The organism is Methylobacterium aerolatum (assembly GCF_022179085.1).
Taxonomy (GTDB): Bacteria; Pseudomonadota; Alphaproteobacteria; order Rhizobiales; family Beijerinckiaceae; genus Methylobacterium; species Methylobacterium aerolatum.
Genome location: NZ_BPQE01000027.1, coordinates 61131 through 85719, shown reverse-complemented (window position 1 = coordinate 85719; position 24589 = coordinate 61131). Strand labels below are relative to the sequence as shown.

24 protein-coding genes are annotated in these 24589 nt (G+C 70.9%); 18 read left to right on the top strand and 6 right to left on the bottom strand.

Annotated features, from left to right (window positions below; genetic code table 11):
* Nucleotides 1-21: 21 nt before the first annotated feature.
* The gene (locus MFF06_RS18245; protein WP_238206599.1) at nucleotides 22-1161 is read right to left on the bottom strand and encodes a two-component system sensor histidine kinase NtrB; all 1140 of its coding nucleotides are present in this window, start codon (nucleotides 1159-1161) and stop codon (nucleotides 22-24) included.
* Complete coding sequence (gene dusB / locus MFF06_RS18240; RefSeq protein WP_238206596.1) at nucleotides 1158-2171, bottom strand: tRNA dihydrouridine synthase DusB; 1014 nt, start codon at nucleotides 2169-2171, stop codon at nucleotides 1158-1160. The genes MFF06_RS18245 and dusB overlap by 4 nt, the downstream gene beginning before the upstream one ends.
* Nucleotides 2172-2325: 154 nt before the next feature.
* Here dusB and MFF06_RS18235 point away from each other — a divergent pair, with 154 nt between their 5' ends.
* Nucleotides 2326-3585 carry a bifunctional 2-C-methyl-D-erythritol 4-phosphate cytidylyltransferase/2-C-methyl-D-erythritol 2,4-cyclodiphosphate synthase gene (locus MFF06_RS18235; protein WP_238206594.1) on the top strand — a complete coding sequence of 420 codons (1260 nt, stop codon included), beginning with the start codon at nucleotides 2326-2328 and terminating at the stop codon, nucleotides 3583-3585.
* 81 nt (nucleotides 3586-3666) lie between these two features.
* Here the strand turns inward: MFF06_RS18235 and MFF06_RS18230 are convergent, their stop codons facing one another.
* Nucleotides 3667-3954, bottom strand: coding sequence for a hypothetical protein (locus MFF06_RS18230; RefSeq protein WP_238206592.1), 288 nt, complete (start codon nucleotides 3952-3954; stop codon nucleotides 3667-3669).
* Nucleotides 3955-4041: 87 nt separating this feature from the next.
* On the opposite strand from MFF06_RS18230, the gene MFF06_RS18225 reads away from it, so the two are divergent.
* The 8 genes from MFF06_RS18225 to MFF06_RS18190 all read left to right on the top strand — a co-directional run bounded on the left by MFF06_RS18225 (nucleotide 4042) and on the right by MFF06_RS18190 (nucleotide 11068).
* Nucleotides 4042-4218, top strand: a complete 177-nt coding sequence (locus MFF06_RS18225; protein WP_238206590.1) for a ribosome modulation factor — start codon at nucleotides 4042-4044, stop codon at nucleotides 4216-4218.
* A 633-nt stretch (nucleotides 4219-4851) separates the two neighbouring features.
* The gene (locus tag MFF06_RS18220; protein WP_238206589.1) at nucleotides 4852-5088 is read left to right on the top strand and encodes a PilZ domain-containing protein; all 237 of its coding nucleotides are present in this window, start codon (nucleotides 4852-4854) and stop codon (nucleotides 5086-5088) included.
* Between the two features lie 86 nt (nucleotides 5089-5174).
* Nucleotides 5175-6374, top strand: coding sequence for a cystathionine beta-lyase (metC, locus tag MFF06_RS18215; protein WP_238206587.1), 1200 nt, complete (start codon nucleotides 5175-5177; stop codon nucleotides 6372-6374).
* A gap of 138 nt (nucleotides 6375-6512) precedes the next feature.
* Nucleotides 6513-8303, top strand: coding sequence for an ArnT family glycosyltransferase (locus MFF06_RS18210; protein ID WP_238206585.1), 1791 nt, complete (start codon nucleotides 6513-6515; stop codon nucleotides 8301-8303).
* The gene (locus MFF06_RS18205; RefSeq protein WP_238206576.1) at nucleotides 8300-9106 is read left to right on the top strand and encodes a glycosyltransferase; all 807 of its coding nucleotides are present in this window, start codon (nucleotides 8300-8302) and stop codon (nucleotides 9104-9106) included. Before MFF06_RS18210 ends, MFF06_RS18205 begins: the two co-directional genes overlap by 4 nt.
* On the top strand, nucleotides 9100-9429 hold the full coding sequence (locus tag MFF06_RS18200) for a lipid-A-disaccharide synthase N-terminal domain-containing protein (protein ID WP_238206574.1): 330 nt from the start codon (nucleotides 9100-9102) through the stop codon (nucleotides 9427-9429). The genes MFF06_RS18205 and MFF06_RS18200 overlap by 7 nt, the downstream gene beginning before the upstream one ends.
* Nucleotides 9426-10019 (top strand): pyridoxamine 5'-phosphate oxidase family protein, encoded by a 594-nt coding sequence (locus MFF06_RS18195; protein ID WP_238206572.1) that lies wholly within the window; start codon nucleotides 9426-9428, stop codon nucleotides 10017-10019. Before MFF06_RS18200 ends, MFF06_RS18195 begins: the two co-directional genes overlap by 4 nt.
* A 113-nt stretch (nucleotides 10020-10132) precedes the next feature.
* Nucleotides 10133-11068: a glutathione S-transferase family protein gene (locus MFF06_RS18190; RefSeq protein WP_238206570.1), complete on the top strand. Its 936-nt coding sequence runs from the start codon at nucleotides 10133-10135 to the stop codon at nucleotides 11066-11068.
* A 332-nt stretch (nucleotides 11069-11400) separates the two neighbouring features.
* Here the strand turns inward: MFF06_RS18190 and MFF06_RS18185 are convergent, their stop codons facing one another.
* On the bottom strand, nucleotides 11401-12267 hold the full coding sequence (locus MFF06_RS18185) for a class II aldolase/adducin family protein (protein ID WP_238206568.1): 867 nt from the start codon (nucleotides 12265-12267) through the stop codon (nucleotides 11401-11403).
* Between the two features lie 129 nt (nucleotides 12268-12396).
* Between MFF06_RS18185 and MFF06_RS18180 the strand changes: the two genes are divergently transcribed.
* From MFF06_RS18180 to vapC, 6 genes are all read left to right on the top strand, one after another.
* Nucleotides 12397-13335 carry a LysR substrate-binding domain-containing protein gene (locus MFF06_RS18180; protein WP_238206566.1) on the top strand — a complete coding sequence of 313 codons (939 nt, stop codon included), beginning with the start codon at nucleotides 12397-12399 and terminating at the stop codon, nucleotides 13333-13335.
* 175 nt (nucleotides 13336-13510) lie between these two features.
* The gene (rarD, locus tag MFF06_RS18175) at nucleotides 13511-14377 is read left to right on the top strand and encodes an EamA family transporter RarD (RefSeq protein WP_238206564.1); all 867 of its coding nucleotides are present in this window, start codon (nucleotides 13511-13513) and stop codon (nucleotides 14375-14377) included.
* Between the two features lie 72 nt (nucleotides 14378-14449).
* Nucleotides 14450-16813, top strand: coding sequence for a response regulator (locus tag MFF06_RS18170; protein WP_238206562.1), 2364 nt, complete (start codon nucleotides 14450-14452; stop codon nucleotides 16811-16813).
* Nucleotides 16810-17103, top strand: coding sequence for a hypothetical protein (locus MFF06_RS18165; RefSeq protein WP_238206560.1), 294 nt, complete (start codon nucleotides 16810-16812; stop codon nucleotides 17101-17103). The genes MFF06_RS18170 and MFF06_RS18165 overlap by 4 nt, the downstream gene beginning before the upstream one ends.
* Nucleotides 17104-17280: 177 nt before the next feature.
* A complete protein-coding gene (vapB, locus tag MFF06_RS18160) occupies nucleotides 17281-17514 on the top strand; it encodes a type II toxin-antitoxin system VapB family antitoxin (RefSeq protein WP_238206558.1) in 234 nt (77 codons plus the stop codon).
* On the top strand, nucleotides 17514-17912 hold the full coding sequence (gene vapC, locus MFF06_RS18155) for a type II toxin-antitoxin system tRNA(fMet)-specific endonuclease VapC (RefSeq protein ID WP_238206556.1): 399 nt from the start codon (nucleotides 17514-17516) through the stop codon (nucleotides 17910-17912). Before vapB ends, vapC begins: the two co-directional genes overlap by 1 nt.
* Nucleotides 17913-17922: 10 nt before the next feature.
* On the opposite strand, the gene MFF06_RS18150 is transcribed toward vapC, so the two are convergent.
* Nucleotides 17923-18960, bottom strand: a complete 1038-nt coding sequence (locus tag MFF06_RS18150; RefSeq protein ID WP_238206554.1) for a P1 family peptidase — start codon at nucleotides 18958-18960, stop codon at nucleotides 17923-17925.
* Here MFF06_RS18150 and MFF06_RS18145 point away from each other — a divergent pair.
* Nucleotides 18863-19954, top strand: a complete 1092-nt coding sequence (locus MFF06_RS18145) for an NAD(P)-dependent oxidoreductase (RefSeq protein ID WP_373323131.1) — start codon at nucleotides 18863-18865, stop codon at nucleotides 19952-19954. The genes MFF06_RS18150 and MFF06_RS18145 overlap by 98 nt on opposite strands.
* Nucleotides 19955-20249: 295 nt before the next feature.
* Here the strand turns inward: MFF06_RS18145 and MFF06_RS18140 are convergent, their stop codons facing one another.
* Nucleotides 20250-21116 (bottom strand): S49 family peptidase, encoded by an 867-nt coding sequence (locus tag MFF06_RS18140; protein WP_238206550.1) that lies wholly within the window; start codon nucleotides 21114-21116, stop codon nucleotides 20250-20252.
* Between the two features lie 224 nt (nucleotides 21117-21340).
* Between MFF06_RS18140 and MFF06_RS18135 the strand changes: the two genes are divergently transcribed.
* On the top strand, nucleotides 21341-21646 hold the full coding sequence (locus tag MFF06_RS18135; protein ID WP_238206548.1) for a hypothetical protein: 306 nt from the start codon (nucleotides 21341-21343) through the stop codon (nucleotides 21644-21646).
* A gap of 156 nt (nucleotides 21647-21802) precedes the next feature.
* Nucleotides 21803-24535, top strand: a complete 2733-nt coding sequence (gyrA, locus tag MFF06_RS18130; RefSeq protein WP_238206547.1) for a DNA gyrase subunit A — start codon at nucleotides 21803-21805, stop codon at nucleotides 24533-24535.
* Nucleotides 24536-24589 lie beyond the last annotated feature (54 nt).

Below are 24589 nucleotides of genomic sequence, written 5' to 3'. Positions count from 1 at the left end.
GGCCTCCGGCGGGCTTCCGGATCAGGTGGCGAGTGTCGGCTCGCGCCCGTCGCGCGCGCTCGACATCGGAAGGAGAATGCGGAACGTGGTTCGGCGTGGGGCGGGATCGCACTCGACGATCCCTCCATGGTCACCGACGATCTTGGCGACCAAAGCAAGACCGAGGCCGGAACCCTGTGCCTTCGTCGTCACGAACGGATCGAACATGTCCGTCAGCATCTCGGCGGAGATGCCGGGGCCGTTGTCGCGGATCGCCACCTCGATGGGCAGGCTGACCCGCTCGCGGGAGCCGGGGATCTGCAGCCGCAGGCCGGTGCGGAAGGCGGTGGCCAGGGTGATCTCGCCCTCGACCGCATCGGGCCCGATGGCCTCGGCGGCGTTCTTCACGAGGTTGAGCACCACCTGCACCAGCTGGTCGCGGTTGCCGAGCACCGGCGGCAGCGACGGATCGTAGGTCTCGATGAAGCGGATGTGGCGGGCGAAGCCCGACTGGGCGGAGCGCTTCACCTGATCGAGCACGCCGTGGACGTTCACGGGCCCGCGCTCGGCGGGGCGCTCGTCCCCGAACAGCTCCATCCGCTCGACGATGCGCACGATCCGGTCCGATTCGTCGCAGATCAGTCGTGTGAGGAGCCGGTCCTCCTCGCCGCCGGTGCTCTCCAGGAGCTGTGCCGCGCCGCGGATGCCGGCGAGGGGGTTCTTGATCTCGTGGGCGAGCATGGCGCCGAGCGCCACCATCGAGCGCGCCGCGCCGCGATGGGTCAGCTGACGGTTCATCTTGTCGGCGATGGTGCGCTCCTGCAGCATCATCACCACCGCGTCGCCGTCGTCCAGCGGCGTGGCGAAGACGTCGACGCTCCGCTCGATGCCGAGGCGCGGCTGGGTCAGCTCCACCCGGTACTCGCTGACGCTCGCCCGGCGGCGGCGCACCTCGTTCACCAGGGCGATGATCGGCGAGCCGAAGGGGATGATGTCGCGCAGGAGCCGCCGCTGCATCAGGCGCGCGGAGTATTCGAAGAACGCCTCCGCCGCGTGGTTGCACTGGAGGATGCGCTCGTCCCCGCCGATGGTGAGGACCGGCAGGGGCAGGGCGTTCAGCACCGCCTCACTGCCCGCGAGCTTGAGGCCGCCGAGTCCGGCGATGGGAGACTCGTCGCTCATGCCGCCACCTTGAGGCCGTCCGGCGTCCCGGCGAAGGCCCGGGCCAGGAGCGCGAGGGCCGTGTCCGGGTCGGTCGTCGTCAGCAGGGCCGTCCGCTCGGCCGCGGCGAGCCCGCCGCCGGTCTCGGCATAGGCGGCGAGGTGCTTGCGGGCATGGCGGACGCCCATGGCCCGGCCGTAGAGGGCGAGGAGGCCGGTGTAATGCTCGGCCGCGAAGGCCGCCTGCTCCGCGCGGGAGGGGCCCTTCGCCACGCCCCCGGCGAGGGCGGCCGCCACCTCACCCACGAGCCACGGGCGCCCGGTGGCCGCCCGGCCGATCATCACGCCCGTCGCGCCCGAGGCGGCGAGGCAGGCGCGGGCCTCGTCAACGTCCAGGATGTCGCCGTTGGCGATCACCGGAAGCGACACGGCCTCGACCACGGCGCGGATCGCCGCCCAGTCGGCCGAGCCTTTGTAGAACTGCTGCCGCGTGCGGCCGTGGACCGTCACCGCGTTGAGGCCGAGCCGCTCGGCGCGGAGGGCGAGGTCGGGCGCGTTGCGGCTCGCATCGTCCCAGCCGAGGCGCATCTTCACGGTGACGGGGATGTCCACGGCGCCGCGCACCGCCGCGAGCAGGCGTTCGGCATGGTCGAGGTCGCGCATCAGGGCCGAGCCCGAGGCGCCGCCCGTCACCACCTTGGCGGGGCAGCCCATGTTCACGTCGATGGCGTCGGCCCCGTTGGCCTCGGCCAGCCGGGCGGCCTCGGCCATGGGTGCCGTCTCGCAGCCGGCGAGCTGGACGATGTGCGGGGTGACGCCCGCCCCCTCGGCGCGGAGGCTGGCCTCGGCCGAGCCCCGGGCGAACTCCCGGGCAGCCACCATCTCGGACACCACGGCGTCGGCGCCGCAGCGCCGGGCGATCCGGCGCATATGCAGGTCGGTGACGCCCGAAAGCGGAGCGAGCAGGCAGATCGGCGCTTCCGCGGCCTGTCGCCCGTTCCTAAGGACGCCTAAATAATGGTCAGTCTTCATTCTGCACAACAATGAGGCAAAGCGGGGCCGGACGCAAGCGGGGGCGTCGCGTTGATTTCGCCCCCTGCCGCGCTTAAACGCAGGGCACGTTTCACAGGTATGGCGCCAGCCGCGCGGCAGGTCTGCCGCCGCCGCTTCGGGACAGTCGCCCCTCATGTCCGCCGTCGAGACCAACGAGACCGTCGCCGCCATCGTCGTGGCGGCCGGGCGCGGCATCCGCGTCGGAGGCGGCGTGCCGAAGCAATACCGCCGCGTGGCCGGACAGGCCGTCCTGACCCGCACCCTGGCGGCGCTCGCCGCCCATGCGGCCATCGCGCGCATCCAGCCGGTCATCGCCGCCGACGCGGCCGACTTCTTCCAGGAATGCCTCGCCGATCTCGATCCGGCGATTCGCGCCCGGATCGCGACGCCGGTCGAGGGCGGCGCCACCCGCCAGATGTCGGTCCGCGCCGGGCTGGAAGCCCTGGCGGCCGAGGCGCCGGGAATCGTCCTCGTCCACGACGCGGCGCGTCCCTTCATCCGGCCGGACCTGATCCAGCGGGCGATCGAAGCGGGCCGCGATCATGGCGCCGCCGTGCCCGGCGTGCCGGTGACGGACACCGTCAAGCGCGTCGACGAGATCGCCCCCGGCATCGGCCGCGTGACCGAGACACCCGCCCGCGAGTCCCTACGCGCGGTACAGACGCCGCAGGCCTTCGCCTTCGGTCCTCTGCTCAAGGCCCACCGCGCCGCCGCAGGGCAGGACCTCCACGGCTTCACCGACGACGGAGCGCTGGCCGAGTGGGCGAACCTAACCGTGGTGGTGTTCGAGGGCGACGGCGACAACCGCAAGATCACCCGGGCCTCCGACCTCATCGAGGCGGACCGGGCCTTCTCATCCCATCCCGACCCCTCTGCCGGAGCCCCCGCCATGACCGCCTACGTGACCCGCCTCGGCACGGGCTTCGACGTCCATGCCTTCACCGAGGGCGACCATGTGTGGCTCGGCGGGGTCCGCATCCCGGCCGACCGGGGCGTACTCGCCCATTCGGACGGCGACGTGGCCCTCCATGCCCTGACCGACGCCCTGCTCGGCGCCATCGCGGACGGCGACATCGGCACCCATTTCCCGCCCTCCGACGAGAAGTGGCGCGGCGCCGCCTCCGACCAGTTCCTGGCCCATGCCTGCGAGCTGGTGCGGGCGCGCGGCGGCAAGATCGACCACCTCGACATCACCGTGCTGGCCGAGGCGCCGCGCATCGGCAAGCACCGGGAGGAGATCCGCGCCCGGATCGCGTCCATCGCGGGGGTGCCGCTCTCGGCGGTGTCGATCAAGGCGACCACCACCGAGAAGCTCGGCTTCGTCGGCCGCGCAGAGGGCTTGGCCGCCCAGGCGGCAGCGACGGTCCGCCTGCCGGAGGAGGAAGGGGCCTGAACCGCAGGCTCCGGGACCGAAATTCGTCGAACTTTGCTCCGTCCTCGCGAGCGGAGCGATCCGAGTTGACCGGAAGGCGCCTCAGCGGCCCCGCATCAGCGGGTCGGCGCGCATCAGGTCGCGCAGGCGCTCGGTGTCGAACCCGTTGGGGATCGCGGGCGCGGCTTTCTTGAGCGCGGGTGCTGGCGCGGCGACGGGCGCGGGGATCGAGCCCGTGGCCGACGGCTCGGCCGTCACGGCCCTGGCGGCCGTCCGCGCGACGGTGGCCGGGGGAGTGAGGTGGGCGATCCGGTCGGCGACGACGAAGATCACGATCACCGTCGAGATCGTGACGACGGCAACGCCGAGAAGGAGACGCAGGATACGCACGCCGCGGAGCTCGGAATCGAGGGGAGTGAACGGCAACAGAATAGGGGCGGGGCCGTTAACGAAGCTCCCAACGCATGAGAGGTTTCGATGACCAACGTGCAGGCGACCGCCAGCGACAGCCCCTTCATCCAGGGCCGCAACGCCCGGCTCTACGGCAAGCCGAAGGCCGAGTGCCCCTACCCGGAAGGCTCCGAGGACCGCCAAGCCTGGATGGAAGCCTACGACGAGGCGCAGCAATCCGATCCGCCCAAGGCCGTGCGCTAAGATCACACTCAGACGGCGCCCTGAAAGTCTGGCCGGAAAGGGCTCGGCAGCCCATGAAGGCCGCCGCGTCATTGCGAGCGCAGCGAAGCAATCCAGGGCAGCGGGCCGTCTCCGAGCGTAGCGCATCCCTGGATTGCTTCGCTGCGCTCGCAATGACGGATTGGGCGACGACCCTCCCGGCCAGACACTGAGGCGCCGCAACGCAGCGGAGGCCTCGAAGGAGGCCTCCAGAGTGCCCCGCGATGCCTGGACGTCTCCCTCAAAGGGGCTTTGCCGCACCTCGGTGTCTGGCCGGAAAATAGCTCGGTCCCATCCCACCTCCTCATCCTGAGGTGCGGCGAAGCCGCCTCGAAGGAGGAGGGCGCGGTGGGACATAGAAATGAGGTCCCGGCCAAACACTCAGGATGGGGCGTCTCCTCGGATTGCTTCGCTGCGCCCGCGAAGACCGAGCATTGGGAGGAATTTGGCGCATCGGATTAGGTTCGGGTTAAGCGCAAGACGAAACGAGGACTTGCTCCGCTCCACCGGCCTGTGGATCGTATCCGTCCCGGAGGCACGGGCTTAAGGAAGCCTCGCCCTATCGTGTCCCGGCGAACGCGGCCGTGCTGGGCCGCCTCCGACGGAGCGGCGTGCATGGTCGAACGGCAAGGACGGCGGGTCGCCCTGGAACGGGCCGGGCGGATCGAGGCCGGGGGCGGGAACCATGCCTGCATCGTCCACGACATCTCGGCGACCGGCGCGCGCCTTCTCGTACCGGAGGCGGGTGGCCTGCCCGAAGCCTTCACCCTTACCCTCGAGCCCGGCGGCGACCGCTGGGCCTGCCGGGTAGTCTGGCGGCGGGTCGGCGAACTCGGCATCGCCTTCGCCTGAACCCGGCCCGGGACGTACGACCTTGACGGATCGCCGGGCCGGGGGCTTCGTGCGGCGCAACAGCCGCCGCGCAGCACCGAGTCCCGATGTCCCTGACGCCGAAGCCCGAATCCAGGGCCAAGTTCGCCCCCGCGACCCGCCTCGTCCATGCCGGGCGTGACCCGTCCGGTCAGCATGGCTTCGTGAACACGCCGATCTACCGCGGCTCGACGGTGCTGTTCCCGACCTACGACGACCTCAAGCACCGGCGCGGACGCTACACCTACGGCACCCACGGCACGCCCACGTCGGACGCCCTCTGCGACGCCTGGAGCGAGATCGCGGGCGCCGCCGGGACCGTCGCCACGCCCTCGGGGCTCGCCGCCCTCTCCATCGGCCTGATGAGCGCCGTCTCGGCCGGGGACCACCTCCTCGTCAGCGACTCGGCCTACCGGCCGACGCGGATCTTCTGCGACGAGGTGCTGAAGCGCTTCGGCGTGGAGACCACCTACTACGATCCGCTGATCGGCGCCGGGATCGGCGCGGTCATGCGCGAGAACACCAAGGCCGTCCTCGTCGAGGCGCCGGGCTCGCTGACCTTCGAGATGCAGGACGTGCCGGCCATCGCCGGGGTGGCCCATGCACGGGGCGCCTGCGTCGTCATGGACAACACCTGGGCGACGCCGCTCCTGTTTCCGCCGCACGAACGCGGGGTCGACATCGCGATCGAGGCCGGGACCAAGTACCTGAGCGGCGGCTCGGACCTGCTGCTCGGCCTCACCTCGGCCAACGCGGAATACTGGCCGGTCCTCAACCGGACGTACCACCAGTTCTCCGTCTGCGCCGGGCCGGAGGACATGTTCCTCGCGATGCGGGGGATGCGCACCATGGGCCTGCGCCTGCGCGAGCACGAGCGTCAGGCCCTCGACATCGCCCGCTGGCTGCAGGCCCGGCCGGAGGTGCTGCGCGTGCTCCACCCGGCCCTGCCGGAGGATCCCGGCCACGCCATCTGGAAGCGCGACTTCAGCGGCGCCTCCGGCCTGTTCGGGGTGATCCTCAAGCCGGTCCCCGAGGCAGCGGTGGCCGCCATGCTCGACGGGCTGGAGTTGTTCGGGATGGGCTTCTCCTGGGGCGGCTTCGAGAGCCTGTGCATCCCCTTCGACTGCACGCCCTTCCGCACCGCGACCCGCTGGGCGCCGGGGGGGCCCGCCTTGCGCTTCCACATCGGCCTGGAGGATCTCGGCGACCTGAAGGCCGACCTCGACGCCGGCTTCGCCCGCCTGCGCGCCGCCGCCGGAACGAATTGACATCCCCGTCCGATCCCGGCTGAACAGCCGGGGTTGCCGGGCTGCGCACCGGTCGAAGCCCGAAGATCCCGAGTCGATGATAGCGAGACAATGACCCAACGCCCCCTTGCCACGGCGCTTTTCCGCGCCGGGAATGGGATGTCCGGTGCCGCCGGGGATCGGAGCGCCGCCCTGCTCGACCGCCTGTCCGCGAGCCATGTCCGGGCCTGCCTCGCGCTGCTGGCGCTCGGCCTCGTCCTGTTCCTCCCGGGTCAGGCGAGCCTGCAGCCGATGGACCGGGACGAGCCGCGCTTCGCCCAGGCGACGAAGCAGATGCTGGAGACCGGCGATTTCGTCGCGATCCGCTTCCAGGGTGAGGCCCGCAACAAGAAGCCCGTGGGCATCTACTGGGCGCAGGCCGCCGCCGTCGCCGCCGGCGAGGCCCTGGGCGTTCCCGAGGCGCGGACGCGGATCGCCCTCTACCGGATCCCCTCGCTGCTGGGCGCCCTAGCCTCCGTGCTGCTCGCCTACTGGGCGGCGCTCGCCTTCCTCTCCCGCCGGGACGCGCTGCTGGCCGCCGCCCTGTTCGGCGGCTGCCTGATGCTCAACGCCGAGGCGCACCTCGCCAAGACCGACGCCGTGCTGGCAGCCTGCGCCACGGCGAGCCTCGGGGCGCTGGCGCGGGTGTGGCTGGGGCGGCGCCTGCCGTCGTCATTGCGAGCGGAGCGAAGCAATCCAGGGATGCGGGAGATTTCCGAACGCAGTGCTGCCCTGGATTGCTTCGCTGCCGCTCGCAATGACGGTGAGGACGGCGTGACGGTGCGGGTCTTCCTCGCCTTCTGGCTCGGCCTTGCCCTCGGCATCCTGGTCAAGGGCCCGATGGTACCCCTCTTCGTGGCCCTTCCGGCGCTGTTCCTCTCGTGGAAGGCGCGCTCGGCGCGGTGGCTGCTGCCGCTGCGGCTCTGGGCGGGGCTGGCGCTCACCGTGCTGATCGTCGCCCCGTGGTTCGTGGCGATCACCCTCAAGAGCGGCGGCGCCTTCTACGCCGAGGCGGTGGGCAAGGACATGCTCGGCAAGGTCGGGGGCGCGGCGGAGCGGCATTGGGGGCCGCCCGGCGCCTACACCATCGCCTTCTTCGCGACCTTCTGGCCGGCGGCGGCCTTCACCGCCATGGCCCTGCCGCTGGCGTGGCGGGAGCGGCGCGCGGACGCGATGGCCTTCCTGATCGCCGCCGTGCTGCCGGCATGGCTGGTCTTCGAGGCGGTGCCGACCAAGCTGCCCCACTACGTCCTGCCGCTGATGCCGTGGCTGGCGATCCTCACCGTGATGGCGCTGCGCCGGGGCGAGATCGATACCGGACGCCGGGGCTCGCGGGCGACGGCCCTGCTGGTGCCCGCCATCCCCGTCGCCCTCACCCTCGGCCTCTGCGCCGTCGGCTGGAAGCTCGACGACCACCGCATCCCCTGGATCGCCCTGCCGGTGCTCGCCCTGGCCTGCCTCGCCGCCGCCGCGAGCTGGCTCGCCTTCGCCCGCGGCCGGGCCGAGCGCGCCCTCGTGCTGGCCGTGGCCGCCTCCTGCTGCCTCGGCCCCGGGATCCTCGGGCTGGCCCAGCGCCAGTTGCCGGCCCTCAAGGTCTCGCCGCGCCTCGCCGCCCTGAAGGACGCGCTGCCCTGCCGCAACCCGCTGGTCGGCACCCTCGGCTACCGGGAGCCGAGCCTCGTCTTCCTCACGGGCACCACCCTCGACCTCCTCCCCGACGCGGACGCGGCCAGGGCCTTCCTCCAGGGTGGCGGCTGCCGCCTCCTGTTCGTGGAGGGCCGCGAGCGCGAGGCCTTCAACATGGCCTGGCCCGTGAGCCGCCCCGCCCCGGCACCGCTGGGCGAGGTGGACGGCTTCAACCTCAACACCGGCCGCCGCGTCTTCATGACGGCCTACGGGGCGACCCCATGACTGCCTCCGATTCCGCTTCCGGCGCCCTCCACCTCAGCGTCGTCGTGCCGGTGAAGAACGAGGCCGGGAACATCGCACCCCTCGTGGCCGAGATCGAGCGAGCCTGCGCGGGCCTCGCCTTCGAGGCGGTCTACGTGGACGACGGCTCCACCGACGCCACGCCCGCCGCCCTGGAGGCCGCCCGCGACGGACGGCCCTGGCTGCGGGTGCTGCGGCACGGCGCCAGCGCCGGTCAGTCGGCGGCGGTGCGCAGCGGCGTGCTCGCCGCCCGCGGCGGCGTCGTCGCCACCCTCGACGGCGACGGGCAGAACGACCCGGCCTTCATCCCGGCCCTGTTGGCGGCTCTGGAGGAGGGCGGCCCGGCGGTGGGGCTCGCCCAGGGCCAGCGGCGCGGGCGCAAGGACGGGCGGTTCAAGATGATGCAATCGCGCATCGCCAACGGCGTGCGCGGCCGAATCCTCAAGGACTCCACCCGCGACACGGGCTGCGGCCTGAAGGTGTTCCGCCGGGATGTGTACCTACGGCTGCCCTATTTCGACGCGCTGCACCGGTTCATGCCCGCCCTCATCGCCCGCGAGGGATTCGGCGTGGTCCACCGGGACGTGATCGACCGCCCGCGCCTCACGGGCGCCTCGAATTACGGGCTGTTCGACCGGCTCTGGGTGGGCCTCCTCGACCTCGCGGGGGTCTGGTGGCTGATCCGGCGCAAGCGCGCCACGCCGCGCGTCGCCGAAATCGGCGCACCGGTGGGCGAGGCGTCGCCGGTGCCCGTTACGGCGAAAGACCAGGATGTCGGATGCTGATCCAGCTCGCCCACGACCTGCCTGACTACTTCTACGACGTGTTCGTCACGCGGTTCGATTTCTGGCTGGTGTTCGGCATCGCGGCGCAGCTGATTTTCGGCTCCCGCTTCATCCTGCAATGGATCGCGAGCGAGCGGGCGGGCAAGAGCGTGATGCCGCTCTCCTTCTGGTTCCTGTCCATCGCCGGGGGGCTGATGACGCTGGTCTACGGTTTCGTGCGCAAGGAGCCGGTGATCATCATCGGGCAGGGGCTCTCGACGGGCATCTACGTCCGCAACCTCGCGCTGATCTTTAAGGAACGGCGCAGGCGGAGCGCCACATGACGCCGCTGCCGGCCTTCTACGACGACCTCGACGCCAGCTTCGCCGAACTCTGGCGGCTCCTGGCCGATGGCGTCGTCCACGGCCGCAGCGGCTTCCATCTCGTCTCCCTCGCGACGCTGGCGGCGGGCCGCCCGCGCCTGCGCACGGTGGTCCTGCGGGCAGCCGAGGGCGAGGCCGGGGCCCTGCGCTTCCATTGCGACCGGCGGTCGGACAAGGCGGCCGAACTCGCCGCCGACCCCGCCTGTGCCCTCACCGCCTACGACGCCGCCACCAAGATCCAGATCCGCGTCGAGGGCGTCGCCTGCCTCCACACGGACGACGCGGTGGCGGATGCGGCCTGGGCGGACTCGCGGGCGATGAGCCGGGTCTGCTACGGCACCGAGCCCGGCCCCGGCACCGTCCTGCCGACGGGCGACGCCTACACCCTGCCCGGCGAGGCGGAGGCGGCGATCACCGGCCGCCCGTCCTTCTGCGCGGTGCGGGTCGAGGCCCACCACCTCGACTTCCTCTACCTCGACCGGCGGGGCCACCGCCGGGCCGCGTGGCGGCGCGGGGAGGGCGGATGGCAAGGGGCGTGGCTGGCGCCGTGAGGCAAGGCCTCAGGCCCGGCGGCACTGGTGCGTCCTGACCATGACGGTGCGCCGCGCTTGCCGCGGCCGGGAGCCGGCCCACCTCCGGGGCTCGTCTTCCGGGAAACGCCTCGATGTCCACCCCGCGCATCCTCCTCCACCACTACGAGTCGTCGCCCTACGCGGAGAAGGTCCGCCTCGCCCTCGGCCTGAAGGACGTGGAGTGGGGATCGGTCGAGACCTCGGCGGTGCCGCCGCGCCCCCTCCTCGCTCCGCTGACGGGCGGCTACCGGCGGATCCCGGTGATGCAGGTCGGTGCCGACATCTACTGCGATACGCACGCGATCCTGCCGGCCCTCGACCGCTTGCATCCCGAGCCGAGCCTGTCGCCCGGCCTGGCACCGGGCCTCGCGGAGGCGCTGAGCTACGGGTTCGAGCGGGACATCTGGCTCGCTGCCATCGGCGTCCGGGTGCATTTCGCTGGGGACGCCCCGGCCGAGTTCCTCCGCGACCGCAAGGAGGACTATCTCTACATCGACATGAGTCACGCGGCGATGGAGCCGGACTTCCCCCGGAACGCCCAGCGGGTGGCGGCCTGGGTCGCGCGGTTCGGGCGGGCCTTGACGGATGGGCGCCCGTTCCTCGGCGGCGACGCCCCCGGCACCGCCGACCTCGGGGTTTTCCACGTGCTCTGGCTGATGCGCGACGGTCCCCAGGCCGGGCAGGTCGATACCCTGCTGGGCCTCACGCCGCCGATGCTCGACTGGTACGGCCGGATCGCGGAGATCGGTCACGGCCGCAGGCAGGCCGTCTCCCCCGAGGATGCCCTCGCGGCGGCGCGGGTGGCCGAGCCGACCCTGGTCCAGGGCGGCAACGGCGTCGAGGACCTGATCGAGGCACGGGTGGGCGATGCGGTGACGGTGACGCCGGACGACTTCGCCCGCGTGCCCGTGCAGGGATCGCTCGTGGCCATCGATGCGGAGCGCGTCGTCATCGGCCGGGAAGATGCCGACCTCGGGGCGCTCCACCTGCACTTCCCCCGGGCGGGATTCTTCGTGGCCAGGGACTGACTCCACCTCCGCCAGTGCGAACGCAGTAACGCGATCCAGGGGAACGGGGCCTCTCAGGGTCTGGCCGGAACATCAGCCCTTTTCCCTGCGCGACCTCATCCTGGGGTGCCGGAGCGCAACGACGGCCTCGAAGGAGAGCGTCAGGGATCGCGGCGCCCTCTGGAGGCCTCCTTCGAGGCGGCTTCGCCGCACCTCAGAATGAGGGGGTTTGAGGGGACGGAGGGGCTCTTCGGCCTGCCTCTCAGGACGTGGCACCGCCCCGGGTGGCGACGCTCCGCTCGCACAGACGTCGCGTCAAAGGAAAGGCCCGGGTTTCCCCGGGCCGCCTCAGCTCAGTCGAACATATCCGGCTGGGTCGCCGCGATGTGGTCGTAGACCGTCTGGAAGTGCAACCAACCAATGTAGTCGCTGCCGACATGCTCGCGGCTGTACTGGGCGGTCTTCTCCGACAGCGTCTGCGGCTTGATGCCGGTGGATTCCACCAGGATCTGCTGCTGGCACGCCCGCTCCAGGGCGATGAACCAGAAGGCCGCGTCGTCGATGCTGTGGCGCGAGCAGGTGAGCAGGCCGTGGTTCTGGTGCAGGACGCCCCGGTTGAGCCCGATCTGCTGGGCCACCGAGAGGCCGCTCTTGGCCTCCACCGCCACCGCGCCCGCCGAGGCACCGATCACCGCATGGCTCTTGTAGAAGGCGGCGGCGTCCTGGCTGATCATGTCCAGCGGTCGGCCGGTGGCGCACCACGCCGTGCCGTACATCGTGTGCGCGTGGCACATCGCCATGACCTCGGGGTATTCCTCGTGCACGGCGCCGTGCAGCACGAATCCGGCCCGGTTGATGGCGTAGCGGCCCTCCACCACGCGGCCCTTGTGGTCGGCGAGGATGAGGTTCGACATGGACACCTGCGAGAAGTGCACGCACATCGGGTTCGTCCAGTAGAGCTCCGGACGCTCGGGATCGCGGATCGTCAGGTGGCCGGCGAAGCCGTAGTCGAAGCCGTGCATCGCGAAGGCGCGGCAGGCGGCGACGAGGTGCTTCTTGCGGTACTCCCGCTCCTCGGCGTGGTTGTTGAACTCCGGCATCTCCGGGAAAATCAGGCCGGACTGCTCGGGCTGGTAGATCGAGGTGCGCTTGCGGCCCCGGTCGTCGGGCGGCAGGTCGAGGGCGACCTCGTCGTGACGGACGTGTTCGTCGTCGAGCATGGCGTTTCCTCCTGGGGAGCGTGCCGCCATCGGACGGGCGGCTTGTGGGCGGGAGTCTCCACCTCTGCCCGTGCTTTGACAAACGACGTTTTTTCACCAAAAACGTGAATTCAATTCACGGATCGAGCGATGCGGCGGATCCCGAGCTTTCCGGCCCTGCGGGCCTTCGAGGCCGCCGCCCGGCTCGGCAGCTTCGCCCGGGCGAGCGACGAGCTCTGCCTCACGCCCTCGGCGGTCAGCCACCAGATCCGGGCCCTCGAACGGCATCTCGGCCGGGCGCTGTTCCGCCGGGAGAACCGGCGCGCCACGCTCACCGGCGACGGCGAGCGCCTCCTCGACGGGCTGTCGCGGGCCTTCGACACCATCGAGGCCGCCTGCGCCGAGTTGATGCCCGAGGTCTCGTCCTCCCTCGGCGTCCACTGCACGCCGAGCTTCGCCACCACGTGGCTGGGTCCGCGTCTGCCGGGTTTCGTCGGGCAGAATCCCGGCATCGCGATCCGCCTGTCCTCCGGGGCGGAGCCCCTCGACCTGACCCGTCATCCCGAGATCGACGTGGCCATCGCCTACGGGCGACCGCCATCTGGCAAGGGCCTCTCCGTCGAGTCCCTGGGGCCCGAGGAGATCACCGCCCTGTGCCGCCCCGACCTCGCGGAGACCGACCTGTCTCCCGGAGCGGTCGGCCGCCTCACCTGGCTCGAATCCTCCTTCAGCCCGGTGCGCTGGGCCGACTGGTTCGCCCTCAACGGCCTGAGCCCGCCGCGGGCCCGCGGCGGCCCGGCCTTCGACAGGGGCGCCCTCGTCATCTCGGCGGCGGTCCAGGGGTTGGGCGTAGCCCTGGAGAGCCTGCGCTTCGCCCGCGAGGCGACGGAGGCGGGCGACCTCGTGCGCCTCGGCGGCGATCGCTACATCGGCATCCGCCGCGATCTCCATTTCCTCTGTTGGCGCACGCGCGATGCCGCTGCGCCCGCGGTCTTGCGGTTCCGGGAGTGGATCCTCGCGCAGGAGCAGGCCGGCGATCCCACGCCCTCGCCGCCATCCGCCGCCGCCCCGTCGTCGTCACCGACCTGACCGTCATCGCGAGCGTCGCGAAGCCCTGGCGGCGCCGGGCGCGCATGACGGCGGCGGGCGCGCCGGGTCGGTCGCCCGGACCGGGCAGCCCTGCGCCGCGCCGCCTGTCCACCCCGGCCCGGCTCCGTTAAAGAGCCCGCGACGTCCGCGATTACGCAGACAAGAAGGAAACGCCGTGGGCCTCGTCTACGCGCTCGCCGCCTATCTGAGCTGGGGCCTCGTGGTCCCGGTCCACTTCCGGTTGCTCGGCGGGTTCAGCCCGAGCCACATCCTCGCCGAGCGGATCGTCTGGTCGGCCCTGTTCGCGGGGTTGCTGGCGCTTGCATGGCACAAGCGGCTGCGCCTGCCCCATCCGCTCACGAAGCGGCATGCGCTGCTGGCGGTCTCGGCGGCGCTGATCGGCCTGAACTGGCTGCTCTATCTCGTCTCGATCGACCGCGGGCACATGCTCGACGCGAGCCTCGGCTACTACATCAACCCGCTCGTCAACGTCGGGCTCGGGCGCCTCGTGCTGGGCGAGAGGCTGCGGCCGGTCCAGGGCGTGGCGATCGCCATCGCGGCGGTGGGCGTGGGCATCGCGGTGATCTGGGCGGGCGACCTGCCCCTGGTGTCCCTGGCGCTGGCCGTGTCCTTCGCCCTCTACAGCCTCATCCGGAAGGTCGTGGCCGTGGATAGCCTCGTCGGCTTCCTGGCCGAGACGCTGGTGCTCCTGCCCCTGGCGGTGGGATGGCTCGTCGTCTCGCCGCAGCCCTTCCTGCCGGCGGCGCCGAGGGATCTCCTCCTCTTGATGCTCACCGGCGTGACCACGGCCTTCCCGCTCATCTGGTTCGCGGCGGCGGCGGCGCGCCTGCGCCTGACGACCCTCGGCCTGCTGCAATACGTGGCGCCAACCGGCCTGCTGCTCCTCAGTGTCCTGGCCTATGGCGAGCAGCTCGAACCGCACCGGGTGGCGATGTTCGTGCTGATCTGGGCGGGGCTGGCCCTCTACACGATCGACGCCCTGCGCAGCCGCCGGCCCGCCCCGGGCGTGCGGACGGCGTGAGGGCGTGGGCGATCCCATGACTTGGCGGGGCGGGCGCCCTACCTTCCGGTTGTCTTCAGAACCGGCAGGGCCATGAGCGAACCAGTTGGCGGCGATGCCGTCACCGACGACGACTTCCGCAACCTCGCGGATGCCCTGCCGCAGCTCGCCTGGATCGCCCGGGCCGACGGCCATATCATCTGGTACAATGCCCGCTGGTACGATTTCACGGGCACCACCCTGGAGGAGATGCAGGGCTGGGGCTGGCGCAGGCTCCACCACCCGGACCACATCGCCGCCGTCGAGGTCCGCTACCGCCTCGCCGTGGAGGCGGGGGTGCCGTGGGAGGACACATTCCCGCTGCTCGGCGCCAACGGCGAGTACCGCTGGTTCCTGTCGCAGGCCATGCCCCACCGGGCGCCGGACGGGTCGATCCTGCGCTGGTACGGCACCAACACCGACATCACCCGCCGCCGCGGCACCGAGGAGCGCCTGCGCCATTCGGAGGAGCGCTTCCGCGCCCTGGTCGACGCCTCGGCGGCGGTGATCTGGAACACCAACGCGGAGGGCGAACTGCTGCCGCCGCAGCCCCGCTGGGGCGCCTATACCGGCCAGACCGAGGAAGCCTACCAGGGCTGGGGCTGGGTGGACGCGATCCATCCCGAGGACCGGGGCGAGGTCGCTGAGGCCTGGGCCCGCTCCGTCGAGGAGCGCGTGCCCTATTTCGTCACTCACCGCCTGCGCCGCCACGACGGCGTGTGGCGGGACATGGAGGCCCGGGGCGTGCCGGTCTTCGCCTCCGACGGCACCCTGCGCGAATGGGTCGGCACCCATGTCGACATCACCGTGCGCAAGGAGGCCGAGGCCGAGGCCGAGCGCGCCCGGCAGGCGGCCGAGGCCGCCAACCGCGCCAAGAGCCAGTTCATCGCCAACATGAGCCACGAGTTGCGCACGCCGCTCTCGGCGGTGATCGGCTATTCCGAGATGCTGGGCGAGGAGTTGGAGGATATCGGCCAGGCGGCCCTGCTGCCGGACCTGCGCAAGATCGAGGCGGCGGCCCGGCACCTCCTGTCCCTCATCAACGACGTGCTCGATATCTCCAAGATCGAGGCGGGCCGGGTCACCGCCTCGGCCGAGACCTTCACCATCGCCGAGTTGCTGCGTGACGTCCAGGACGCCACCGGCTCCCTGATCGAGAAGAAGGCCAACCGCTTCGTCCTCGATACCGAGGGCGATCTCGGGCAGATGCACCAGGATCAGACCAAGATCCGCCAGTGCCTGCTCAACCTCGTCGGCAACGCCGCGAAGTTCACCGAGAAGGGCACGATCACCCTCACCGCCCGCCGCCACCGGGAGGACGGGGCCGACTGGCTGTCCTTCGCGGTGACCGATACCGGCATCGGCCTGACGCGGGAGCAGATGGGCCGCCTGTTCGAGCGGTTCGTGCAGGCCGACGATTCGACCACCCGCCAGTTCGGCGGCACCGGCCTCGGGCTCGCCATCACCCGCGCCTTCTGCCGCACGATGGGCGGCGACATCGGCGTCGAAAGCGAGCCGGGGCAGGGCGCCACGTTCACCATGCGGATCCCCTCGGTGCTCATCCCCGAGGAGGAGCCGGCGGACGAAGCGACGGCGCTGGAGGCGCAGCACGACATCCTGCACCACGACACGGTGCTCCTCGTTGACGACGATCCGGCCGCGCGGGAATTGCTCCAGCGCTTCCTCGAACGGGAGGGCTTCCATGTCCGCACCGCCGCCGACGGCCGGGCGGGGCTGACCCTGGCCCGCGCCCTCAAGCCCCGGGCGATCCTCCTCGACGTGGAGATGCCGCGCATGGACGGCTGGGCCGTGCTCCACGCGGTGCGCAGCGACCCGGATCTCGCCGGCACCCCCGTCATCATGACCTCCGTGGTGGCGGAGCAGGGCCTCGGCCAGGCGCTGGGCGCCACCGATTACTTCGTGAAGCCCATCGACTGGGATCGCCTGAAATCCCTGATGGAGTGCTACCGGCCCCAGGCCCCCGCCGAGGCACGGGTGCTCGTGGTGGACGACGACGACGACGCCCGCGAGCGCCTGCGCCGCTCCCTCTCCCGCGAGGGATGGATCGTCGACGAGGCCGCCAACGGCCGCGTCGCCCTGGAGCATTTCGACCTCGCGCGGCCCAACCTGATCCTCCTCGACCTGATGATGCCGGAGATGGACGGGTTCGGCTTCCTGCGCGCCCTGCGCTCCCGGCCGGACGGCGACGTCCCCGTGGTGGTACTCACCGCCAAGGAGATCACCCCCGCCGAGAAGGCAAGCCTCGGTGCCTCGGCGGACCGGGTGATCCCGAAGGGCTCGCTCAGCCTCGCCGAGATCGGCCGGCAATTGCGGGTGCTCTACGCCCGTGCGACCCCCGACACCGTGCCCGGCCGGTTGCAGGGCCTGATCGAACAACTGGCGGAGAAGGACGGATGAGCGAGACGGTCGATCCCGAGAAGGCGGTGGCGATCCGCCTGCGCGCGCGGCTCGCGGTGGTGGAACGGGCCGCGTGGTTCGGCCTCGTCCACGCCATGCGGACCCGCCCCGAGGAGGTGGAAGCCTTCATCGCCTCGGAGCGCGCCCGCTGCACCGAAGGCTTCGGCGAGAAGGAGGCGGGCGGCAAGGGCTGGGCGGGGGACCTCACGGTGCCCGAGCGGGCCATGCTCGCCGCCGAAGTGGACAAGGGGCTCGCGGACCTGCTGGCCGAGGCGAAGGACGCGGTGTGAGGACAAGGCCGTCGTCGCGAGCGAGGTGAAACAATCGAGGGGCGGCGGACGAATTTCGACTTTGCGAGTTCCGCTCATCGAAGGTTCGAAACCCTCCCCGTCTCCCCCTGGTATCCGACACTTGTCCACCCACCCGAGCCTCGGTATATCCCATTGGGATATGCAGAGGTCCCGACGATGCCGAGTTCGACGGTCTTCATCAGCAACCGGAGCCAAGCCGTTCGCCTCCCTAAGGCGGTGGCGTTCCCGGAGGATGTGCATCACGTCGACATCATGAAAGTCGGCCGCAGCCGGGTTATCGTGCCCCGCGGGGAGCGGTGGGACGACTTCTTCACGAACGGCCCACGCGTCAGCGACGACTTCATGGTCGAGCGTGATCAGCCTATCGCCGAGGAGCGTGAGGCGTTCTGATGCTCGCCTATATGCTGGATACGAATATTTGCATATACATTATCAAGTCACGACCACCAGAGTTGCGCGAGCGTTTCGATCTATTGGCCGATCAGCTCTGTATCTCGAGCATCACTCTCGGTGAATTACATTACGGCGCGGAGAAATCTCAGCATCGAACCAAGAATCTCGAGGTCATCCAGCGGTTTATCTCGCACCTCGAAGTTCTGCCATTCGGCGAGAAGGCCGCCGCACATTACGGGCAGGTTCACGCCGAACTCAGTCGGGCAGGGAGAGTGTGTGGGCCGCACGATATGCAGATCGGCGGACATGCTCGCAGCGAGGGCTTGATCGTCGTCACGAACAACCTGCGGGAGTTCGAGCGCATACCGGGCCTGCGGACCGAAAACTGGGTCTGACAAGCGCGGCTTACCGCCCCCCGAACACGTCCCGCCACGCCGGCGGCAACCCCTCCATCGCCCCAGGCGCCGCCGCCGTGACACCTGGCAGGCCGGTCGCCTCGTAGACCCCCCGCGCGATGGCCCGCGCGAGCACCCGCGCCGCCGCATGGCCGAGGCGGGCCACGTCGCCCACCGGGTCGGCGAGCGGCTGGGCGCCCGTCGCGACGGAGAAGACGAGGTCGCCGTCCAGCGGCGTGTGGGCGGGGACCAGGGCGCGGGCCAGCCCATCCTGGGCGGCCACCGCGAGGCGGCGGCACTGCGCCTTGGTGAGGGCCGCGTCGGTGGCGACGACCGCGAGGGTGGTGGCCGCGCCGGGAAGGATTCGAGCGGGGAAGGCATGGGCCGCCTCGGGCACTGGGGAGGGGAGCCCGAGCCCCCCGAACTCGCCGCCGACCTCGAAGGGCGCCGCCCAGAAATGCGGGCCGTCGCCCACGACCGCCCGGCCGAAGGCGTTCACCGCCGCGAGCGCCGCCACCCGGAAGGGCGTGCCCTCGACGGGCGCGGAGGCCGAACCGATCCCGCCCTTGAGGTTCCCGGTGCGGGCGCCCGTCCCGGCCCCCACGGAGCCGAGGGCGAAATCCCCGCCCGCCACCTCGGCCGCCCGTCGCCCGAGGTCGCGGTAGGGGGGATCGTCGCCCCACTGCTTGTGGCCGCCGTTGAGCAGGTCGAACAGGATCGCGGCGGGCACGATCGGCACCCGCACCCCGCCGACGGCGAAGCCCTTGCCCTGCCCGGCGAGCCACGCCGTCACACCGGCGGCGGCGTCGAGACCGAAGGCGGAGCCCCCCGACAGGACGAGGGCGTCGATGGTCTCCACCGTGCGCTCTGGGTCGAGGAGGTCCGTCTCGCGGGTGCCGGGTCCTCCCCCGCGCACGTCGACCGAGGCCACCACCGGCGCATCGAACAGGATGGCGGTGACGCCGCTGCGCACCCGCAGATCGGCCGCGTGGCCGACGCGGATGCCCGGGATGTCGGTGAGGAGGCCGGAGGGCCGGGAATCGCTCATCGCGGCAGCCTGCCACGATCCGCGGCCCCGCGGAACGAGCGTACCCCGATCGGCGCCCGCCCGGGAGCACTTCCCGTGCGCAGGATGTTTCCCATCTTGCGGGCCGGAACTCCGGGAGACGAAGATGGACGTCGGTATCATCGGGATGGGCAAGATGGGTCGCGGCATGGCCGCGAGCCTCGCGCGGGCGGGCCACACGGTGCGGGCCTGGAACCGCTCGCCGGAGGGCGCGCAGGGCATTCCGGGGGTGACGCCCGTGGCGACGGCCGCAGAAGCCTTCGCCGGGGACGCCGCCATCACCATGCTGGCCGACGACGCCGCCCTCGAGGCGGTGGTGGTCGAGGGCGGACTCCTCGACGGTGGCGGGCGGCCGTCCGTCCACCTCGGCATGAGCACCGTCTCGGTGGCGCTGGCCGAACGGCTCACGGCGATCCACGGGCGGGCGGGTATCCCGTACGTCTCCGCCCCGGTCTTCGGCCGCCCCGACGTCGCCGAGGCGGGCAAGCTCAACATCGTCGCCGCCGGGCCGGCGGAGGCCATCGACGGCGCGGCGCCCGTCCTCGACGCCATGGGTGCGAAGACCTGGCGTTACGGCGAGGATGCCAAGCGGGCGAACGCGGTGAAGCTCGCGGGCAACTTCATGATCGTTGCCGCCATCGAGGCCATGGGCGAAGCCTGCGCCCTGTCAGAGTCGCACGGCGTCCCCGGCGCCGAGTTCCTTGATCTCGTCATGAACACGATCTTCGCGGCGCCGATCTACAAGAACTACGGCGGCGCCATCGCGGCCTCCCGCTACGATCCGCCGGGCTTCGGCCTGTCGCTCGGGGCCAAGGACGTGCGCCTCGCCCTCCAGGCGGCCGAGGGCGCGGGGGTGCCCATGCCCGTGGCGAGCGTGCTGCGGGACAACCTCATCGAGGCCATCGCGCACGGGGACGGGGCGAAGGACCTCGCCGCCCTCGCCGAAGTCTCGCGGCGCCGCAGCCGCCGGGGCTGACGCCAGTGCGGGGGCTCCGCCGAAGGAATCCGGCGGGCCACCGCTGCAGAGGCCCGAGCGCTCTTCGAGAAGCCGCCATCGTCCCCGCGTGGATGCATCGTCTCGCCGCGGGTGAGCGAAGCGATCCGTGGCGGCGAGACGCCTGGGTGTCTGGCCGGACAGGTCGTTGCGGCCCGGAAGCCCTCCCCGTCTTCGCGGGCGTGAGCGGGGGAGGGCGACGAACGTTCCGGCCGGACATTCAGGACGTGACGCCCCGTCCCACTCGCAAGGACGGCGGGGCTTTTCGAGCGGGCCGCTAGAGCCCGAACCGCGCGTAGGCCGCGCGCTCGGCCAGCGTCGCCAGCGTCTCGCCGGGCAGGGCGGCGACGGCTTCTCCGATGCGGCCGGGTGCGTTGCGGCGCAGGAGCCGGGTGAGGAAACCGCCCTTCGCCCCGGCGATCGGCACGAGATCGACCTTCTCGCCGAAGCGCGCGCGCATGGTGGTGCGCAGGTCGCCGATGGCGTCGACGAGACCGAGCGGCAGGGCTTGGCGCCCGGTCCAGACGGCGCCGGTGAACAGGTTCTCCCCCGCTGGAAGGCCGGGGCGGCGGGACGTGACGAGGTCGGTGAACACGCCCTGCACGTCGGCCTGGATGCGCTTGAGCCGTTCGATGTCCGCCGGATCCTCCGGGCGGAACGGGTCGAGCATGGCCTTGGCCTCGCCCATCGTGTGGACCCGGCGCTCGATGCCGAGCTTCTCCAGCAGGCCGGGGAAGCCGAAGCCCGCCGAGACGACGCCGATCGACCCGACGATGGAGGTCGGGTCCGCGACGATCTCGTCGGCCGCGCAGGCGATCATGTAGCCGCCGGAGGCCGCGACATCCTCCACGAAGGCGACGACCGGGAGTTCCTTCTCCGTCGCCAGCGCCCGGATGCGCCGGAAGATCAGGTGTGACTGCGCGGGCGACCCGCCCGGCGAGTTGATCACCAGCGCCACCGCCTTCACCCCCGGAAGGGTGAAGGCCCGCTCCAGGCTCCCCGCCACCCCCTCGATGGAGAGGCCCTGGCGCAGGGGAGACGTGGCCCCGATCACCCCCGACAGGCGCACCACCGCTACCCGCGGCCGCCGGGTGCGGAATCGGCGGGGCAGGAGGGCACGGAGACGCTCAGACAACGACGGCATCGCTTCTCGAACTCGACTGTGACAGCCCGCATAATGGGATTTCAGTCCCCCGCCGCAAGGGCGGCACGGTGCCCGGATCGGCCGGGTTCATGGATGGTGAACCGTCTGCGCAGTCGGCAACATGACTTGGGGTGGAAACGTCGAACCGTTTTGCCACCTTCACCGTTCTTCGGGCGTGGCTCGGCACGATGGGGCCACTCCGTCAACGGGAGGACAACACCACGATGCGTTCCCTACGTCTGCCGCGCTGGCCGATCCTGATCCTGCTCGCCGCCTTCTTCCTCGCCCCGGCGGCCGCGCCCGTCCAGGCCGCCCCGCTGCCCGTGCCGATGGCCGCCGCCGCAACCGCCCCCGAGGCGGCCGTGACCAAGGCGCATTACGGCTGGCGCCGCCACCATTGGCGCCGCCATTACGGCTGGCGCCGCCACTACGGCTACCGCCGTCACTACGGCTACCGCCATTACGGCTACCGTCGCCACTGGGGCCACCGTCACCATTACGGCTACCGCCGTCCGATCTACTTCTACTGAGTGACAGGGTCGCGCCCCGGCCACCGGGCCGGGGCGAGCCTTGCGCGCGCACGCGAAAGCCCTTAACCAAACGTCTGATATCTTTGCGCTTCCGAAGCGCGCCGCGAGGCCCCGGCACCATCCTGCCTGAGGCCCGGATACAGACGGACACATCACTTGGCCGAGACCGATCCGACGGGTGCCCCGCCGCCCGCCAGCGACATCCGCCCCGTTTCCATCACCGACGAGATGCGCCGCTCCTACCTCGATTACGCGATGAGCGTGATCGTGAGCCGCGCCCTGCCGGACGCCCGCGACGGGCTGAAGCCGGTGCACCGCCGTATCCTCTACTCCGCCTTCGAATCCGGGCACCTGCCGGAGCGCAAATACGTCAAGTCGGCGCGCATCGTCGGCGACGTGATCGGCCTCTACCACCCCCACGGCGACCAATCGATCTACGACGCCCTGGTGCGGATGGCGCAGGACTTCTCCATGCGCCTCATGCTCATCGACGGGCAGGGCAATTTCGGCTCGGTCGACGGCGATCCGCCCGCGGCCATGCGCTACACCGAGTCGAGGCTCGCCAAGCCCGCGACCTACCTGCTCTCCGACATCGACAAGAACACCGTCGATTTCGGACCGAACTACGACGAATCCCGCGAGGAGCCGACCGTCCTCCCGGCACGCTTCCCGAACCTCCTCGTCAACGGCGCGGGCGGCATCGCGGTGGGCATGGCCACCAACATCCCGCCGCACAACCTCGGCGAGTTGATCGACGCCTGCATCGCCCTGATCGACGATCCCGGCCTCACCATCGAGCAGCTGAACGAGATCGTCCCCGGGCCGGACTTCCCCACCGGCGGCATGATCCTCGGCCGGGCCGGCACCCGGCAGGCCTACACCACCGGCCGCGGCTCGGTGATCATGCGCGCGAAGTCCCATGTCGAGGAACTCCGCAAGGAGCGTGAGGCGCTGATTTTCACCGAGATCCCGTATCAGGTGAACAAGGCGACGCTGGTCGAGAAGATCGCGGAGCTCGTCAAGGAGAAGCGGGTCGAGGGCATCTCGGACCTGCGCGACGAGTCCGACCGCAGCGGCATGCGCATCGTGGTCGAGATCAAGCGCGATGCCATGGCCGAGGTGGTGCTCAACCAGCTTTACCGCTTCACGCCCCTGCAAAGCTCCTTCGGCTGCAACATGGTGGCGCTGAACGGCGGCCGCCCCGAACTGATGAACCTGAAGGACCTGCTCGAGGCCTTCGTAGACTTCCGCGAGGAAGTCGTCTCCCGCCGGACCAAGTATCTCCTCGGCAAGGCCCGCGAGCGCGCCCACGTCCTGTGCGGGCTGGCCATCGCGGTGGCCAACATCGACGAGGTGATCCGCCTGATCCGTACCTCGCCGGATCCGAACTCCGCCCGCGAGGCGCTGATGGGCCGCGACTGGCCGGCCCACGACATCGCCCCGCTCATCGCCCTGGTGGACGACCCCCGCCACCGCGTCGCCGAGGACGGCACCTACCGCCTGTCCGAGACCCAGGCGCGCGCCATCCTCGACCTGCGCCTGCAGCGCCTCACCGCGCTGGGCCGCGATGAGGTCGGGGACGAGTTGAAGACGCTGGCCGACGAGATCGCCGACTACCTCGATATCCTGCGCTCGCGGGAGCGGATCCAGACGATCGTCAAGACCGAGCTGGCCGAGGTCCGTGCGTTGTTCGCGACGCCGCGCCTCACCGAGATCGTCGATTACGACTCGAGCGTGGACGACGAGGACCTGATCCAGAAAGAGGACATGGTCGTCACCGTGTCCCATGCGGGCTACGTGAAGCGCGTGCCGCTCTCGACCTACCGGTCGCAGCGGCGCGGCGGCAAGGGCCGCTCCGGCATGGCAACCCGCGACGAGGATTTCGTCACCCGCCTGTTCGTGGCCAACACCCACACACCGGTGCTGTTCTTCTCCAGCCAGGGCCAAGCCTACAAGGAGAAGGTGTGGCGCCTGCCGATGGCCGCGCCGAACGCCCGCGGCAAGGCGCTCGTGAACATCCTGCAATTGCAGGACACCTCGGAACGCATCACCACGATCATGCCGCTGCCGGAGGACGAAGCCTCCTGGGAGACGCTGGACGTGATGTTCGCGACCGCGAGCGGCACCGTCCGGCGCAACAAGCTGTCGGACTTCACCACGGTGAACCGCAACGGCAAGATCGCCATGAAGCTCGATGAGGGCGACCACATCGTCCACGTCGAGATCTGCCGCCCGGACCAGAACGTGCTGCTCACCACGGCCCTCGGCCAGTGCATCCGCTTCCCCGTCGAGGACGTGCGCGTGTTCAAGGGCCGGGATTCGACGGGCGTGCGCGGGATCAACCTCGCCCAAGGCGACCGGGTGATCTCGATGACGATCCTGAACGCCTTCGATGCCACCGCCGAGGAGCGGGCGGGCTATCTCAAGATGCGACGGGCCGTGACCGGCGAGACCGAGGAGGCTGCCGAGGAGCCGGAGGAGGGCGCCGAGGCGGCGGCGATCTCGACCGAGCGCTACACCGAGATGGGTGCGGCCGAGCAATACGTGCTCACCATCTCCGAGCGCGGCTTCGGCAAGCGATCCTCGTCCTACGAGTACCGGACCTCGGGCCGGGGCGGGAAGGGCATCACGGCCATGCGGGTCAACGCCCGCAACGGCCACCTCGTGGCGTCCTTTCCGGTGGAAGCGTCGGACCAGATCATGCTGGTCACGAACGGCGGTCAGCTCATCCGGGTGCCGGTGGACGATATCCGCATCGTCGGCCGCGCCTCCCAGGGCGTGACGGTGTTCAACACCGACAAGACCGAGAAGGTCGTCTCGGTGGAGCACATCGAGGGAGAGGACGAAGGCGGCGAGGGCGATCTCGGCGGCGAGACCGAGGCAGTCTAGACCTGGGGTTTCCAAAGGGCGTCACGCCCTTTGGTTCAGGGTCCGGGGGCGAAG